Here is a 16,610-nt window from a genome sequence, read left to right on the forward strand (position 1 = left end):
CGCACTGGCCTCGCGTTGCCGAATTATTCGGATTTCTGCTTAAAATCAATCTGTTCAAAATTGATGACATGCTCATTTTCTTCGGCTTTGAGATCAAGCTTAAGATCGAGCGGAAGGCCGGGCTTCTCGCTGTCAGGTGGGCGAACCCAGCCAGCTTGACCGGTCAGCGTCTTTTGGCGTTCCAACTCATTGGCGATGGCAATCAATAATAAAATATCGCGATACACCGGCAACTCAAAGCCCATACGCTTGCCATCGCGGTCATCGATCAATAAACTTTCCAAGAATGGCAGACTGTCTTTGGTATTCCAGACGGAACAGACTTTTCTGCTCAAGTGGTCGAAGTCATCGAGTTGACGGGCTGGCAAGCTGATCGGATCGATATCAAATTCGGGTACATTGGCATTGAAAAAAACAATAAATCGATCACGCAAACTATTATATTTCTCTTTATTTGCTGTTACCTTGTACAAATCGAGCAGATACAACCAAGGCACCGGCGATTCCGGATGCGTCAGGTCGGCCTGAGGCTCAAGAATTTCAATCGCACGTTCCGGGTCATTGACCGACATCCAAAATTCAGCCTCTTGGGTAACGTCAGAAATCTCTTCTACTTTCACCGCGATATCGCGGGTGGAAAAGAAGTTAAACGTACTGCTGTTACTGTCTTCCAGGGTCGGCGAGTAATTTTTGCCGAACACGGAAGAGACATCGAGCGGCCCCAGTGCGACACTGCTGGCATTCTGCGGTGCGGTGGGCACGCTGACTTCGCGCTCGGTGGATGCTAATTGATGTGCGCTGAGAATGGCGCTGTCCGCCCCCGTTTCGTAAGTCGCCTGCACGCTGTTGACCAAGTCTTCGATGTGGCGTCGGTTCTCATTGGTCGATTTAGTGGCTTGGCCCTGCTCCCACCACGTGGCTGAATGCGTGTGATGCAAACGACGAATATATGCGAACAACAAGCCTACAATGGCCAAGCAGGCGGCCAGCAAGACCAGAAAGAAATACACCCAATCCTTTGCGACCGAACTCGCGCGCGCCTCATCGAGCGCCGCTTTCTCGCGCCCCAATTGCTGTTTCAGCTGCGCAGCTTCACGCTGCAGCGTTTGCAGTGCAGTTTGGTCTGCAGCAGCCGTCGCAACGGTCGTAACTACAGCGCTTGCCGGCTGCACCGGCTCGTCACGCAGCATGGCGGCAAATTGCACTTGTGCACGTCGTAACTCACTATTACTCTGCTCGCTGCCGGCGTTTTCTGGCACAGTCAACTCTTGCGCCATCTTCAAGCCGCTCGACACCGGCTCGATCTGGTCAGATAAACTCAAGGTATCGCGACCGGTGTTACGCGGCACGGTCACGGCGGCGCGCAGTTTGGGCTTGCTGGTTTTTTCGGCCGTCGGCGTAGTCGCGGCTGACACGGCGGCCGGCGCGCTCGCTGTCTCGCTCGTGCGGGGTGTTTTGCGCGGCCGCTGTACTGGTGTTGCCGCCGTCGGTTCGGCGCCGGAAGTGGGCGAACTTACACCAGGCAAGGCGATGGAATTGAACTCCGGCGGATCGAGCAAGACAGAAAATTCTCGGTGCAACTGTACTTCACAACTGACTTTGACTAAGAGCTTCACCGCTGGTTCGACGATGTTTTTATTGCTCGCCAAATTCAGCATCCGCCGCTTGCATTGGCTCGATACCGACAAACTGAGCTTGGAAAGCGGCAAACCCTCCAAGCTTTCAAGACTGGCAGTAAAGCAATTGGCATCCATATCGGCGGCTTCCACCCCACTGATTTCAAGCTGGGCACTGAGCGTTTGGCCAAGATTGGAAAGAACGTGCAAATTACCGAGACCGAGCGCATGAGCATTACCTGCGTGGCAAGTCAAAAAAGCGCTGGCACACAATAAATAAACAGAAGATGGGCGAAATGGTACAGAAATAATCATATCCTCGATAAATTAAAAGTACTTGCTGTTTGGCACTGTTCTTGATATTGCAATATTACCTTGGTTATAACAAAACTGTTCGCTTGTGCAAATACTAAAGGATAAACTAATTGCATTACAACTAATGCATTTCATCATATTTATCAATTTAAACAACAAAGCAGTAGAGTTCAATCTTTTCGCCACGCTTATTGCGCGCTATTGCGCAGTTCGGTCAGCGAGGATCTTATTGGCGATGCCGCGTAAAATACTGACTTCTTCCGCTTCGAGTTCGGCACGCGCGAACAGACGCTTCAAGCGCGGCATGAGCTTTTTCGGTTTTTCCGGATCGAGAAAATCGATGGCGATGAGGGCCTGTTCTAAGTGCGTATACATACGCTCGACGTCTTCATTGCTGGCACGCACACCCTGAAAGCCGATTTTCTGCTCACCGGGCGGTGGCGTTTCCGTATCGAGGGCGGCAATGCGGCTTTCATACGCCAGCAATTGAATCGCCTGCGCCAGATTGAGCGAAGAATACACCGGGTTGGCTGGAATATTGATTAGCGTTTGGCAATTCATCACGACTTCATTCGGCAAGCCATAGCGTTCACTGCCGAAAATCAGCGCAACCTCGCCAGCACTCTGCTCGGCTGCGCTCTTGGCAAAGGCGCGCGGTGTGATCAAGGGGGGTGAGTATTCGCGCAAACGGGCGCTGACGGCAGCGACAAATTGACAGCCGTGCAAAGCCTCGTCCATGGTGCTGACGATCCGCGCGCCCTCGAGAATGTCGAGTGCGCCACTGGCAAAGGCAATCGCATCGGGATGGCTTAAGGCATCGTCAAAACGTGGGTTGACCAGTACCAACTGGCCGAAGCCCATGGTTTTAATCGCCCTTGCGGCCGCACCAATATTGCCAGGATGACTGGTTTCGACCAGCACGAAGCGCAGGCGTTTGAAAAGAGATGTGTCAGTTTCGGGCAAGTTCATTTAAAATAGCGGTATTCAGCGTTGATTGTTATGGTTGTGCTACGTATGGCGGCACCGTTTTACGATGACAGTTACGCACGCTCTTTATCATTTTTGTGTAGCAGATCAGGGTACTTCATCCGAAGGTGAAGCGCTGCTGTCTGCCGTCATTTTATCGGAAAACTTATGCACCCAATGCTCAATACGGCTGTTAAAGCCGCTCGTCGCGGCGCGACCGTCATCAACCGCGCCTCGTTTGATCTCGACCGCGTCAGCGTCACAGAGAAACATTTCAATGACTTTGTAACCGAAGTCGATCAAGCTGCTGAAGCAGCCATCATCGAAGTCTTGAAAACAGCCTACCCAGATCATGCGATCTTGGCCGAAGAATCGGGTGCCTCCGCTAACTTACACGACGAAAGTGAATTCGTTTGGATCATCGATCCACTCGATGGCACCACCAACTTCATCCACGGTTTCCCGCAATATTGCGTATCGATAGCATTGCAACATCGCGGCGTCATTACACAAGCCGTGGTCTATGATCCTACGCGCAATGAGATGTTTACCGCCAGCAAAGGCGGCGGTGCCTACCTCAATGATAAACGCATCCGTGTTACCCGTTGCGATAAAATTGCTGATGCCTTGATCGGCACCGGTTTTCCATCACGTGATCTGTCCGGCCTCGACCAGTATGTCGAAATGTTCAAAATCATGACTGCGAAATGTCAAGGACTCAGAAGGCCGGGTGCTGCCGCCCTCGATTTGGCATATGTTGCGGCCGGTCGTCTCGATGGCTTTTTCGAAAAAGGTCTGGCACCTTGGGATCTCGCTGCCGGCTCTTTGCTGATAACCGAAGCCGGCGGCATCGTCGGTACCTTCGTCGGCGACTCCGATTATCTGCACAAAGGTGATATCTTGGCCGGCACACCAAAAGTGTTCGGACAAATGGTCAACTTACTGCAAAGCTTTGCAGGTGCCGCCAAAAAATAATCTCTCACTGCCGTTTGCGGCAGTCTGGGCTTCGCTTTTTCACAGGACCGATGCAAGTTGGTCCATGCTTTCACCAAATCATTAGAAACACATGTCATCATTTAACGAACTCGGTCTGTCCGAGGACATTGTCCGCGCCGTCAGCGAACAAGGCTACACCTCCCCGACCCCAATTCAGCTGCAAGCAATTCCAGCCGTCATCAAAGGCGGCGATCTGCTGGCCGGTGCGCAAACCGGTACCGGCAAAACTGCTGGCTTCACTCTGCCGGTTTTGCAACGTCTGTCGACCTCACTCAATGCGCCGAAAGACAAACTGAGCCGTCGTCCCATCCGCGCACTGGTGTTGACACCAACGCGTGAGCTGGCAGCCCAGGTGCAAGAAAGCGTGGAAACTTACGGCAAATATGTGCCCCTGACTTCCGGCGTGATTTTCGGCGGGGTCGGTATTAATCCTCAAATCAAGCTTTTGAAGCACGGCGTCGATATTTTGGTGGCCACACCAGGGCGTCTGCTCGACCATCATCAGCAAGGCACGATTGATCTGCGCCACGTCGAAATTTTGATACTCGATGAAGCCGATCGTATGCTCGATATGGGCTTCATTCACGATATCAAAAAAGTCTTGGCGATCCTGCCAGCGAAACGACAAAACCTGTTGTTCTCGGCGACCTTCTCCGATGAAATCAAAGTCTTGGCCGATCGCCTCTTGAATAATCCAGCCATGATCGAAGTCGCGCGTCGCAATTCGACCGTCGAAATCATCGCTCAGAAAGTCCATCCGGTTGACCGCGATAAAAAACATCCGGTGCTCGCGCATCTGATCAAGACACATTCCTGGAACCAAGTATTGGTGTTTACACGCACCAAACATGGTGCCAATAAATTGGTCGAACAATTATTGAAAGACGACATCTCTGCCATGGCTATCCATGGCAACAAGAGCCAGTCGGCACGTACCAAGGCTTTGGCTGAATTCAAAGAAGGCAGCTTGACTGTCTTGGTCGCCACCGATATCGCCGCGCGCGGTATCGACATCGATCAATTGCCGCATGTAGTCAATTACGATTTGCCGAATGTGCCCGAAGATTACGTTCACCGCATCGGTCGTACTGGCCGCGCCGGTGCGACCGGTGAAGCGGTGTCGCTGGTGTGTGTCGATGAATTCAAATTGTTGGCCGATATCGAAAAATTGATCAAGCGTCAGATTCCACAAGAGATCATCGATGGCTTCATCCCTGACCCGCACGCCAAAGCGCAGCCTATACAGTTGCGCAGCTTTGAAGGCCGCGCACCAGGTGGTGGTGGCGGTCGTGGCGGTCGTTCGCCACAGGGTAACAAACCGGCCCAAGCGCGCGGCAATTCCGCGCCAGGCGGTGCCAAACCACGCACACCGGGCACGCGTCCGGTAGTGAAACAGTCGACGCCACGTCGCTCTGGTGGTCGCGGTAACGTCTGAGTCTTTTCAATCGGTGTAGCTTGAAAAAAATCGCCCGCAGGCATAAAGTCTGCGGGCGGTTTTTTTTAACAACTCAGATCACTTCCAGTAACTCAGCGGAACTTGAAAAAAACGACCAAAAACACGCGCTGCCTTTGCTTGCGCGTGAACCTTTGACACGCGCAGTCGTTCCAAGCGCTTCACTATCACTCTGTGTGGCTCGCTTTGAATCAATCAAGTTACCTCGCCGCCATTGCGATCTTGGCGACCATTGCACTCACCGTCCACCTCATTGAGAAGTGCGCGCCGAGCAAAGATTCCCCCGCTCACTTGGCCAGCATTGATGGTTTGCGCGGCTACCTCGCCGCCTTCGTTTTTCTGCACCACGCAAGCATTTGGTATTTTTATTTACACACGGGCATATGGCGCGTCCCACCATCCAATCTTTTCACGCATTTCGGCGAAAGCAGTGTCGTGCTGTTTTTCATGGTCAGTGGCTTCCTGTATTTTTCCAAATTATTTGCCGCCAAGCTGAGGCCGATTGATTGGAGAAAACTGTATATATCGCGCCTGTTTCGTCTCGCCCCTTTGTACTTTTTTGCGCTGCTGCTGCTTGTTCTGATTGTGGCAATCAAAACAGATGGACAACTCAAGCAAGCACCGCTCGACCTGCTCGCGGCCATCGCCCGCTGGGCTGGATTCAGCCTGTTCGGCACGCCCGATATCAACGGCCTCGAGGGCACCGCACTCATTATCGCCGGGGTCAGTTGGTCGATTGCCTACGAATGGGTGTTTTACTCGCTGCTGCCATTGAGCGCTTGTGCATTCGGCATACGCCCACCCACAAGGTGGCTGCTACTGGGCTGGTGCGGCATCATCATCGCTATTGGCATGCATGCAGCACCTAAGATACTTGGCATGTTTTTGGGCGGACTGGTCGCCGCCGCATTGGTCAGATCAAAGAGATTTTGCCAATTAGCGAGACATCAAGTCTCGTCCGTGCTGTGCATTGCCTGCCTCGTCGTGCTCGTTATCCTATTTCGTTCTGCCTACCATTTCGCCGCAGTAGCTCTGTTGACCATCCCATTCGCACTGATCGCCGGCGGAAATAATCTATTCGGATTGCTGAGCAACGCGACGGCCATCGCCATGGGGCGCATCAGCTACAGCGTGTATATGCTGCATGGAATTATTTTGTTTGTCGCGTTTGACATGGTAGCGGCACCACAAGCAAGCCCCTCACTACTCGTGCATTGGGCAAACACACTCTTACTCACGCCCGTCGTGGTCGTACTCAGTTTTCTGAGTTTTCGCTATATTGAACGCCCAGCGATGGAGTTCGCGAGCGCCTGTGCAAGAAGAAGGGAAAATAAGTCGCCTTGATTGGCATCACCGTGTCAAGCAAGGCCAATTGCGTACGCGTTTCGCTTGCGCAGATAAATAACCGGCATGCTCAAGTTGCTCGACCATTTTCAGGGTATCGAAGGCAATAGCAGTCATGATTTCTATCCTGTAATGTAGCGATGTCAAATAAAATGCTACTGCCAAATACAGCGAAATTCCAGAATATCTTGCTGGCTTTTTAGAAAGCGCCAGCGCAGCGCAGTGAAATCGTACGCAAAGTTCCCCGCGCTCTGCGTGATTGATTTACCATTCCTGTTTTATCGACTGACGCAGGGCCGACGAGCAGCCGCACACGTCGCAACAGACTCTTGGCAAGCACCGCAGCCCCTGCAGGTCGTCATCCCATTTCAAGACCGAGTACATGACAGACAAAAAGAAATCCAGCGCAACGCCCGACTCTGAGGCCAAACATACCCCCATGATGCTGCAATATTTAGGCATCAAAGCCGAGCATCCCGATACCTTGGTGTTCTATCGCATGGGTGATTTTTATGAATTGTTTTTTGGCGATGCCGAAAAAGTCTCGCGCCTGCTGGGTATCACGCTCACGCAACGCGGCAGTTCCGGTGGTAACCCGATCAAGATGGCTGGCGTACCGTTTCACTCGCTCGAAACGTATCTGGCCAAACTGGTCAAGCTGGGCGAATCGGCAGCGATCTGTGAACAAATCGGCGATCCGGCGACCAGCAAGGGTCCGGTAGAACGCAAGGTGATGCGCGTGATCACTCCCGGCACCCTGACTGACACCGATTTATTGCCGGAAAAATCAGAACGCCCTTTACTCGCGCTGGTAATGCTGCAACAACGTAAAACCATTACCGTTGGCTTGGCTTGGCTGTCGCTGGCCAGTGGCGCATTGAAATTAATGGAATTTCAATGCGAAGAGAAAGCCTTGCGCAACCGCTTGATGCAAGAATTGGAGCGCATTTCTCCGGCTGAAATTCTGCTGTCGGCCGGTACCCTGTTGTTGGAAGAATTTCATCAGCAATTGCCGGGGAAATTTTCCGAAGTCCCGGACTGGCACTTCGATCTCAAACAAGGGCAAAAAGCCTTGGAAGATCAAATGGGTACGGCCACCCTCAGTGGTTTCGGTGCCGATATGATGAGTGCGGCCTTCGGTGCCGGCGGTGCCTTGCTGCGCTACGCGGAAAGTACCCAAGGACGCGGACTGCGTCATGTCAACAGTTTAACAGTAGAAAGCGAAGAAGAATTCATCGGCCTCGACAGCGCGACGCGGCGTAATTTGGAATTGACCGAAACCCTGCGCGGCCAAGAAGCGCCGACCCTGTTTTCCCTGCTCGATCACTGCCGCACCGCGATGGGTTCACGCCTGCTGCGTCATTGGTTGCATCATCCGCGCCGCGATCAAGCCGTGGCACGCTCGCGCCATGCCGCCATCGCCGCCTTGATACAAACCGATGCCGCTGAGCAGTTTGTGCCGATTCTCAATGCCATTCCCGACATCGAACGAATTACCACGCGCATTGCCCTGCAATCGGCACGACCGCGCGACCTGTCCGGCCTGCGCGATGGCTTGCAACAATTGCCGCAGTTACGCCAACTCGTCAGCCACTGTCTGAGCGCTTCAGAAACCAGCGTACTGGCGATGGCGTTGGCAGACTTGGCGACCCCGATCGACTGCCTCGACGCACTGGAGCGCGGCCTCATGCCGGTGCCGGCGAGCATGGTGCGCGATGGTGGCGTGATTGCCACCGGTTACGATGCCGAGCTCGATGAATTGCGCGCCTTATCCGAAAATGCCGGACAATTTCTGATCGACCTGGAAATTTCCGAACGCGAACGCACCGGCATTGCCAATTTACGTGTCGAATATAACCGTGTGCATGGTTTCTATATCGAAGTCACCAACGGCCAGAGCGATAAAGTGCCTGATAATTATCGCCGTCGTCAAACACTCAAAAATGCCGAACGCTATATCACGCCAGAATTGAAAGCCTTTGAAGACAAGGCTTTGTCAGCCCAAGACCGGGCCTTGGTGCGTGAAAAAATTCTGTTCGATCAATTGCTACAACACATTGCGCTCCACATAACTCAATTGCAAACGATCGCCCATGCCATCGCCCAGCTCGATGCCTTGGCTGGTTTGGCCGGCCATGCCCTGCGCAACAATTGGTGCGCGCCGCAACTACTCGCGGAACCACAGTTGCGGATACAACAGGGTCGTCACCCGGTGGTGGAAAATCAAATCGAACGATTTATTGCCAATGATTGCGAACTCTCTGAAGAACGCAAACTGTTGTTGATCACCGGTCCGAATATGGGTGGTAAATCGACCTTCATGCGCCAGGTTGCGCTGATCACCCTGCTCGCCTATGTTGGCAGCTATGTGCCGGCAACAGCGGCCGCCATCGGCCCCATCGACAGGATTTTTACCCGCATCGGCGCAGCCGATGATCTGGCCGGTGGGCGTTCCACCTTCATGGTGGAAATGACGGAATCGGCTGCTATTCTCAATGCTGCCAGCACGCACTCTTTGGTCTTGATGGATGAGGTAGGCCGTGGCACCTCGACCTTCGACGGCTTGGCACTGGCCTGGGCGATTTCGAAACATTTGATCGAGGTATCGCGCAGTTACACTTTGTTTGCGACCCATTACTTTGAACTCACGCAACTGCCAGACTTACATCCGAGTGCAGCCAATGTGCATTTGTCAGCGGTCGAGCATAAAGAGAAAATCGTTTTCTTACATGCCGTGCAAAGCGGCCCGGCTTCGCAAAGCTATGGCCTGCAAGTAGCACAACTGGCCGGCATACCGCAAAGCGTGATTCGCGCCGCGCGCAAGCACTTGGCCGAGCTCGAAGCGCATTCCTTGCAAGCGACGCCGCAATTCGATCTATTCTCTACGCCAAGCTTGCCAGCAGTAACGGAGGCGGCACTGCCGGCGGAATTCGAGGAATTGCATGAGGAATTGGCGGCCTTGGATCCCGATGCCTTGACCCCGCGCCAGGCACTCGAGGCCTTGTATGCGCTCAAGGGCCTGTATCAAGCGGCTCAGTAAACGAAATCGGGCCACGCAAGTGGCCCGATTGATCAACTCAGGGTTTGAAACCCCGGCCTTCAGAGGCTGTCACAAAAGCCTGATGGACGCTTTTTTACACCTGAAACACCGCATACCTCGTCATTCCTGCATGCCACAGTCTCGTCATTCCTGCATGCCACAGTCTCGTCATTCCCGCATGCTTTTGGCGGGAACCCAGTGTCGTTTTTAACACTGAAAACAGCATCATTTCTGGCATTTTCAGTCAACCACGAACGTCGCTGGATTCCTGCCAAAAGCGCGCAGGAACGACGTGATGTCCGACCGGGGTAATGATACCGAGTGAAAACCCTTTTGCGACAGCCTCTTGGGGCCGGCGAGCGAGGAAGGAGCGACCCGATGGGAGGGGATGCAAACCCCTTCCAGAGTCTGTTCCATCGTCGCTTGCGACGATCGATTAAGTTGTTCAGTGCAGTGAATGAGTGCGGTATTCGTTGCCGCTGTCATCTTCATCTTCCTCATCGTGATGATGCGCATGCGCGCCATGAACATGACCGTGAGCAATTTCTTCATCACTGGCTTCGCGTACCGCTTCAACCGTTACAGAAAAACGCAAGGCAATGCCGGCCAGCGGGTGATTGCCATCGAGGACAACTTTGTCATCAGCGATGTCGGTCACCGTAAACAGCATGCTATCTTCTTCATCCGACGGCTCTGCCTGCTCGGGCGTGCCCTCGAACTGCATCCCGACTTCCAGTGGCGAAGGGAAACGATCGCGTGTCTCTACTTTCACCAGGGTCGCATCGTAATCGCCAAAGGCATCTTCTGGGTTCAATTGCAAAATTGTGGAGAAGCCGGCTTCTTTACCTTCAAGCGCTTCTTCGATTTTCGGGAAGATATTGTCATAGCCACCATGCAGGTACACCATCGGCTCCTGACCTTCTTCGATCAGGTTATCTTGCGCGTCGGATAAGGTATAGCGGGCAGTAACAACTGAATTTTTGACAATCTTCATACAATTTCCTTAAAAAATAAATATTCATAGCAGATTATACTCGTCTAGCAGCACAGCCAAGCTCAGCCTATAATATCGCCATGAAAAAAAACCTCCTCCCCCTGACACTGCTCGGCGGAATTACCGCGGAACAATTCTTCCAAGAATATTGGCACAAAAAGCCTTTATTAATCCGCCAAGCTATTCCTGGCTTCGTGCCGCCGCTCAGCCAGGAGCAATTATTTGACTTGACCGGCCGCGAAGACGTCGAATCGCGTCTGGTCAGTTGTTTTAATAGTCACTGGGAAATGCAGAACGGCCCTATTGCTGCGCTACCACGCAAAGAAAACAAAGACTGGACCTTACTGGTACAGGGTGTGAACTTGCATGAGCGCGCGGCCGACGACTTGTTACGCCAATTCCGCTTCCTTCCCGATGCCCGCCTCGACGACTTGATGATCAGCTACGCGGCCGACGGCGGCGGTGTGGGGCCGCACTTCGATTCTTACGATGTGTTCTTGCTTCAAGCGCAGGGACTACGCAAATGGCAAATCGGCGCACAAAAAGATTTATCGCTGATCGATGGCATGCCGCTCAAAATTCTGAAAAAATTCACGCCCGAGCAAGAATTCATCCTCGAGCCGGGCGACATGCTGTACTTGCCGCCTCACTATGCGCATGACGGCATTGCCATCGGCGAATGCATGACTTGCTCCATCGGTTTTCGCGCTCCCTCGTTTCAGGAAATCGGCGTCGCCTTTTTGCAATTTATGTCTGACAGCATAGATTTGCCAGGTCGTTATGCCGACCCCGAACTCCAGCCCAGCGCAGCCCCGGCCGAACTCGACCACGCGCTGATCGCACAAATCAGCGAACAAATCCAGCATATCCGCTTCACGCCGGAAGACATCACGATTTTCATCGGCGAATATCTGTCTGCACCTAAAGCCAGCGTATTTTTCAACGCACCCGAAAAAGCCCTGACACCGAAGCGTTTCGCTGCAGCGGCACAGAAGAAGGGTTTGCGTCTTGCACTGAAAACGACCATGTTGTACCGCGACGAGCACGTGTTTATTAACGGTGAGTCATTTGCGGTTGACGAACATGATCAAGTCATACTCAATCGTTTGGCTAATCAGCGCTGTCTGGCCGGGACCGATTTACTGCAAGCGTCTGACGATGTGATGGAAGCTTTTTGCTTATGGACCGAAGATGGCTGGCTGGAATTAGCTTGATGATTTTTACTCAAATCTGAAAAATTTGAATAAAAAATTTTCTTTCAGTACAAAAACAGCCCTTTTTGGCTGCCCAATGCTTTCCTAAATGCAAATATATGAGAAAAACAGGGCAATTCACCATCTATGGCTGTTCCATTGCCTCAAAAATCATTATAATCGTGGGCTAGGGAACTTTCGAAGGTACCGGAGAATTTCCGTTCCTCGTTACCGCCGAGTAAACCTATGTAGAGCGATAATTACCGGTAATTATTCATCGCAAAATTCTGATCTTATTTTTGATCTACTTATTGAAAGTACAAACATGAAAAAATCACTCCTGATCGTATCCCTGTTGGCAATCGCTTTGGCCGCTTGCGGTAAAAAAGAAGAAGCCGCTCCTGCAGCATCCGCAGTTGCTCCAGCACCAGCTTCGGCTCCTGCTGAAGCACCAGCAGCTGCTCCAGCTCCTGCAGCCGCTTCGGATGCAGCCGCTGCATCTGGCGCCGCTCCAGCAGCTTCGGCTACTGCAGCTCCAGCATCCAAGTAATTTTTTACTTGTGCTGAAAAAGCCGACCGCAAGGTCGGCTTTTTTTATGCCCCCAAAAAAACTTTGGAATTTAAAAAAACGGCACGCAATCAATGCGCACCGCTTCAGTGAGAGACCAGTCGCTTACTTGGCCAGCACTTTTCGAATCGCCGCCGCCAATTCTTCCGCCACAAACTTCGCCACATAGGCATCTGCGCCGACAGTTTTGATATGCTCTTCATTGGTTTGACCAGACAAAGAGGAGTGTATGATTACAGGCAAGCCTTTATAGCGTTCATCTTGCTTGATTTTACGCGTCAGCGTAAAGCCATCCATTTCCGGCATTTCCAAATCTGTCAGCACCATGGCGACCTTGTCGCGCAAAGACTTACCCTCAGTGGTCGCCGCTGCGGCGAGCAACTGCAGCTTGTCCCAGGCTTCCTTGCCGGTCTTGGTCATGATGTAGGGTGCACCAATGGCCCCGAGCGCTTGTTCAATCAAGCTACGCGCTACGGCAGAATCATCGGCCGCCAGAATGACCGAGCCTTCTTTCATCTGCAAACGATCGCCGATGGTTTCCGGGTCAATGTCTTTGGTATCTGAAGGGGTAATCTGACGTAAGATCTGTTCGACATCCAGTACTTGGGCTAACCGGGTATTCTCCGTATCGCCATCGAGACGAGCAATGCTCGTCACCATGCCACCGACTGCACTGCTTTCGGCTGACAGCACTTGATTCCAATCAAGGCGCACGATCTCTTCCACCGATTCCACCGCAAAACCTTGGGTCGTGCGCGCATATTCGGTAACGAGCATAATATTCAAGCCCGTTTTCGGCGTGCAACCGACCACGGCCGGCAAATCGATCACAGGAATGATTTGCCCACGCAAATTGACCACGCCCAACATGTGTGGCAAGGAACCGGCTACCGCCGTGATGGCTGGCATCGCGACGATTTCTCTGACCTTAAAAACATTAATGCCGAATAATTCAGACCGGTCACCGGCGGCGTCGCCACCCAATCTGAACAATAGCAATTCAAACTTGTTGGAACCAGTGAGATTGGTACGTTCGTCCACTTCTTGTTGTACAGAACTCATAATTTTCGCCCTCATCGGTAAACGAATTAAAGATCAATAATTTACTGCATGTAATATGGTAAGTTTAAGATTGACATAAATACATGTACTTATCTTATTACAAATTCTAGCAATGATTCATGCTTCACGGCACCGACTTCGAGAATTGAATTAAAGAAACCTTTGTAATTCAGCAAATTTACTTACTTTATGACACGATAGCAAGGGGTGTAAGCTTTGCCAGGCAACTTCATTCGGTTTTGCACAACAAAAGACGTCAGCAAACTATCCATTGCCTCCATCATAGCCGTATCCCCGGCTATTTCGAAATGCCCGTGTTGCTCAATTGCCCGGATTCCTTGATTTTTAACATTTCCCGCCACAATGCCAGAAAAGGCCCGGCGTAAATTCGCCGCCAGCAAATGGCGCTCTTGATTTTTATGGAGTGCCAGATTACGCATATTTTGATGCGTCGGTTCGAAGGGTTTTTGAAACTCCGCATCTATTTTCAACATCCAATTGAAATAATAGGCATCGCCTTCGGCTTTGCGGTAGGCACGCACCTGTGCAATCCCCTGCGCGACGGTTTGCGCAACCAAGACGGGATCGCCAATGATGATTTGGTATAAAGCTTGCGCCGGCGCGCCCAGCGTATCGGCGATGAAGCGATCAATCTGGGTGAAATAAGCAGCAGCACTGGCCGGTCCGGTAAAAATCAAAGGAAACGGCATGTCCGCATTGTCCGGGTGCAGCAAGATACCAAGCAAATACAGAATTTCTTCCGCAGTCCCCGCCCCACCAGGGAACACAATGACTGCATGACCACAGCGTACAAACGCCTCGAGGCGTTTTTCTATATCCGGCAGTATCACCAATTCATTGACGATAGGGTTAGGGGCTTCGGCAGCGATGATGCCAGGCTCGGTGAAACCGAGGTAACGATTATGCGTGATGCGCTGCTTGGCATGACCTATGGTGGCCCCCTTCATCGGTCCCTTCATCGCGCCCGGACCACAGCCGGTACAGATGTCGAGGGCACGCAAGCCAAGCTCATAGCCGACTTGCTTGGTGTAATCGTACTCCGGACCAGAGATCGAGTGACCACCCCAGCAAACGACCAGATTAGGATTGACTTGTGGATGCAATAAATTGGCGTTACGCAAAACATGGAACACCGCATCGGTGATGCCTTCGGAGCTCACTAAATCGAATGGGCCATCGGACAATTGCGCTTGAATAAACAAGATATCGCGCAAGACCGCGAATAAGTGTTCCTGTATGCCTTTGATCATTACGCCATTAACGAAGGCGCTGGCCGGTGCCCCTTTTACTTCGAGTTTGATGCCGCGCTCGCGCTCAATGATACTTACTTGAAACGTCTTATAACGTTCAAGCAATTCTTTGCCATCATCGAGTCCGCTGCCGCAATTCAAAACTGCCAATGCACAATTTCGAAACACTTGGTATAAGCCGCCATGACTGTGGTCCAACAACATGGCCACTTCGAGCTTGGACAAAACTTCCATCCGACCTTCGGGCGAAATTTGGGTATCGATCACTTCATATTCCATGCTGCAACACTTTCCTGAAAACGCCGCAGGCCGCACAATCGGCCGCAGGCTTGAATATCATTATGCATGCTTTCCAGCGCTTGTCAGCCCGGCGCGGATGAAAATCACTGCTTTGCCAATTGCTGCTGCTGCTGGCGGCATTAAATATAAATTATTTGGCATGGCCCCTTGCTTATCCTGGGCGGGCGTTGTATTATTCGGGCCTCAGACGCGGGGTGGAGCAGTCTGGCAGCTCGTCGGGCTCATAACCCGAAGGTCGTAGGTTCAAATCCTGCCCCCGCAACCAATAAAATCAAAGGCTTACAGAATTGCTGTAAGCCTTTTTGCATTTAAAACGATTTATTGCTGCAATTTTGCTGCACTTCCGTTTGAAATGCCGGTGTCTATACCCTGTTCCTCAACCTCAATTGGAGCAGAAGTATGGCAACGATCAATAAACGCGGTCCGTATCAATATCAAGCCATTGTCCGGTGCAAAGGCTATCCTACCCAAACACGCACTTTAGAAACCATCAAAGCAGCCAACGACTGGGCCAGAGATGTCGAGGCAAAAATGCGACGTGGTGAGTTTAGCGACCGTTCAACCGCAGAAAGTACGACTCTCGGCGATGCACTAGAACGCTATCGCTTGGAAGTAACGCCCGCTAAGCGCGGTCATGTCAAAGAAAATTACCGTCTTTTGCAGTTGATGCGACACCCTCTGGCTTTACGTCCACTCGCCCGCCTACAAAATGTCGACTTTTCCACTTACCGTGACCAGCGACTAAAAGAAGTCGCTCCGAAGACAGTACAACTAGAACTTTCCGTATTCTCTGCTGTACTCAATACAGCCCGTCGTGACTGGTCAATTTCGGTCGCCAATACCATCACCGATATTCGCAAACCAAAACTCCCCAGAGGCCGCTCCCGGCGTCTGGTTGGCGATGAGGAGAAGCGCCTGTTTGATACTGCTCGTAAGAGGGAATCATCTGACCTAAGTTTATTAATCGTACTTGCTATCGAAACTGGTATGCGTTGCGGAGAAATGGTGTCCTTAACTTGGGATCAAATCGACCTAGCTCACCATTTTATTCATTTGGATATGACAAAGAACGGGACTGCTCGGGATGTTCCTTTGTCGGTTGCTGCAGAATCTGCTCTGCGTAGTGCCCAGCAACATCCACATGGCCGATTGACGGGATTCCAGGCAACGGATGGCGTTACTGCGGCATTTAGTCGACTTTGCCGACATGCTGACATAACCAATTTACGTTTTCATGACCTACGCCATGAAGCAGCGTCCAGATGGGCAAAAGTATTACCCGCAGCAACATTGGCAAAAATCTTTGGCTGGAAAACCTTGCAAATGGCGATGCGCTATTACAACCCTACTGCGGCTGAGTTAGTAGCAGCTATCCGTCAAAAGACAATACATTAGCTTTCTTCTTTTTAGGATAAGTAAAGTGGCCCCCTAAGTCCAGACAATTATCCAAAGAGTTTAAGATAGTGCCTGTTTCTGCCACAGCTGCGCGGCG

Annotated in this window: 12 protein-coding genes and 1 tRNA gene; 8 read left to right on the forward strand and 5 right to left on the reverse strand. The window is 51.8% G+C overall.

All coding sequences use genetic code 11. From position 1 onward, the window contains the following. Positions 1–23: 23 nt before the first annotated feature. Positions 24–1,871, reverse strand: coding sequence for a hypothetical protein (locus QN359_RS14230; RefSeq protein WP_323493310.1), 1,848 nt, complete (start codon positions 1,869–1,871; stop codon positions 24–26). A gap of 258 nt (positions 1,872–2,129) precedes the next feature. After that, complete coding sequence (locus tag QN359_RS14235) at positions 2,130–2,900, reverse strand: RNA methyltransferase (protein ID WP_322248418.1); 771 nt, start codon at positions 2,898–2,900, stop codon at positions 2,130–2,132. 174 nt (positions 2,901–3,074) lie between these two features. Between QN359_RS14235 and QN359_RS14240 the strand changes: the two genes are divergently transcribed. The 4 genes from QN359_RS14240 (at position 3,075) to mutS (ending at position 9,730) form a co-directional block, all read left to right on the forward strand. Further along, the gene (locus QN359_RS14240; RefSeq protein ID WP_322251118.1) at positions 3,075–3,872 is read left to right on the forward strand and encodes an inositol monophosphatase family protein; all 798 of its coding nucleotides are present in this window, start codon (positions 3,075–3,077) and stop codon (positions 3,870–3,872) included. A gap of 91 nt (positions 3,873–3,963) precedes the next feature. Beyond that, complete coding sequence (locus QN359_RS14245) at positions 3,964–5,328, forward strand: DEAD/DEAH box helicase (RefSeq protein ID WP_322248419.1); 1,365 nt, start codon at positions 3,964–3,966, stop codon at positions 5,326–5,328. 204 nt (positions 5,329–5,532) lie between these two features. After that, entirely contained in the window at positions 5,533–6,690 is a 1,158-nt protein-coding gene (locus QN359_RS14250) for an acyltransferase (protein ID WP_322248420.1), read from the forward strand. Positions 6,691–7,072: 382 nt separating this feature from the next. After that, entirely contained in the window at positions 7,073–9,730 is a 2,658-nt protein-coding gene (mutS, locus tag QN359_RS14255) for a DNA mismatch repair protein MutS (RefSeq protein ID WP_322248421.1), read from the forward strand. A gap of 445 nt (positions 9,731–10,175) precedes the next feature. Here the strand turns inward: mutS and QN359_RS14260 are convergent, their stop codons facing one another. Then, the gene (locus QN359_RS14260) at positions 10,176–10,724 is read right to left on the reverse strand and encodes a peptidylprolyl isomerase (RefSeq protein ID WP_322248422.1); all 549 of its coding nucleotides are present in this window, start codon (positions 10,722–10,724) and stop codon (positions 10,176–10,178) included. An 80-nt stretch (positions 10,725–10,804) separates the two neighbouring features. Between QN359_RS14260 and QN359_RS14265 the strand changes: the two genes are divergently transcribed. Then, entirely contained in the window at positions 10,805–11,938 is a 1,134-nt protein-coding gene (locus tag QN359_RS14265) for a cupin domain-containing protein (protein WP_322248423.1), read from the forward strand. Positions 11,939–12,242: 304 nt separating this feature from the next. Further along, on the forward strand, positions 12,243–12,467 hold the full coding sequence (locus QN359_RS14270) for a hypothetical protein (RefSeq protein WP_322251119.1): 225 nt from the start codon (positions 12,243–12,245) through the stop codon (positions 12,465–12,467). A 123-nt stretch (positions 12,468–12,590) separates the two neighbouring features. On the opposite strand, the gene QN359_RS14275 is transcribed toward QN359_RS14270, so the two are convergent. Then, entirely contained in the window at positions 12,591–13,547 is a 957-nt protein-coding gene (locus tag QN359_RS14275; RefSeq protein ID WP_322248424.1) for a chemotaxis protein, read from the reverse strand. Between the two features lie 182 nt (positions 13,548–13,729). Continuing rightward, positions 13,730–15,097 (reverse strand): nucleotide 5'-monophosphate nucleosidase PpnN, encoded by a 1,368-nt coding sequence (gene ppnN, locus QN359_RS14280; RefSeq protein ID WP_322248425.1) that lies wholly within the window; start codon positions 15,095–15,097, stop codon positions 13,730–13,732. 209 nt (positions 15,098–15,306) lie between these two features. On the opposite strand from ppnN, the gene QN359_RS14285 reads away from it, so the two are divergent. Beyond that, positions 15,307–15,383: transfer RNA gene (locus QN359_RS14285), tRNA-Met, on the forward strand. 134 nt (positions 15,384–15,517) lie between these two features. Continuing rightward, entirely contained in the window at positions 15,518–16,513 is a 996-nt protein-coding gene (locus QN359_RS14290; protein WP_322248426.1) for a site-specific integrase, read from the forward strand. The last annotated feature ends 97 nt before the right edge of the window (positions 16,514–16,610 follow it).

Source organism: Undibacterium sp. 5I2 (genome assembly GCF_035019605.1).
Taxonomy (GTDB): domain Bacteria; phylum Pseudomonadota; class Gammaproteobacteria; order Burkholderiales; family Burkholderiaceae_D; genus Undibacterium.

Bases quoted from the DNA above. Each gene is read 5' to 3' on its own strand.
- QN359_RS14235 (WP_322248418.1), bottom strand. From the start codon at position 2,900: ATGAACTTGCCCGAAACTGACACATCTCTTTTCAAACGCCTGCGCTTC.
- QN359_RS14240 (WP_322251118.1), top strand. From the start codon at position 3,075: ATGCTCAATACGGCTGTTAAAGCCGCTCGTCGCGGCGCGACCGTCATC.
- QN359_RS14245 (WP_322248419.1), top strand. From the start codon at position 3,964: ATGTCATCATTTAACGAACTCGGTCTGTCCGAGGACATTGTCCGCGCC.
- mutS (WP_322248421.1), top strand. From the start codon at position 7,073: ATGACAGACAAAAAGAAATCCAGCGCAACGCCCGACTCTGAGGCCAAA.
- QN359_RS14260 (WP_322248422.1), bottom strand. From the start codon at position 10,724: ATGAAGATTGTCAAAAATTCAGTTGTTACTGCCCGCTATACCTTATCC.
- QN359_RS14265 (WP_322248423.1), top strand. From the start codon at position 10,805: ATGAAAAAAAACCTCCTCCCCCTGACACTGCTCGGCGGAATTACCGCG.
- QN359_RS14270 (WP_322251119.1), top strand. From the start codon at position 12,243: ATGAAAAAATCACTCCTGATCGTATCCCTGTTGGCAATCGCTTTGGCC.
- QN359_RS14275 (WP_322248424.1), bottom strand. From the start codon at position 13,547: ATGAGTTCTGTACAACAAGAAGTGGACGAACGTACCAATCTCACTGGT.
- ppnN (WP_322248425.1), bottom strand. From the start codon at position 15,097: ATGGAATATGAAGTGATCGATACCCAAATTTCGCCCGAAGGTCGGATG.
- QN359_RS14290 (WP_322248426.1), top strand. From the start codon at position 15,518: ATGGCAACGATCAATAAACGCGGTCCGTATCAATATCAAGCCATTGTC.